General features: G+C 70.3%; 1 protein-coding gene. It reads right to left on the bottom strand.

Annotation, left to right across the window (positions count from 1 at the left end; genetic code table 11):
* Positions 1-236 (bottom strand): hypothetical protein (locus KVT38_RS34225; protein ID WP_217598147.1); only part of this gene is annotated, 236 nt, incomplete at both ends.

The raw sequence follows: 236 nt of genomic DNA, 5'->3' as shown, positions 1-236 counted from the left end.
GGCTGCACGTAGCCTTCGGTGCAACGGGGCTCCCTCCCGAAGGCCAGCGCCTTGACGCGCAGCTCCCCCAGCCAGCCGGCCACCTGGCGCTCGAACGCGCCGCCGTCGGCGAGACGCGTCTTCCAGCCATCGAGCACGGCCAGTACGGCGGGCGACTCGGGCAGATTGCGGATCGCGCCCCTCAGCGTCACCAGAAGCATCTCGCGCAGCGGATGAACCTCTCGCTGCTGCATCTC

This window comes from Cohnella sp. GbtcB17 (assembly GCF_019091135.1).
GTDB lineage: Bacteria > Bacillota > Bacilli > Paenibacillales > Paenibacillaceae > Cohnella.
This window is presented reverse-complemented; position numbering and strand designations above follow the sequence as displayed.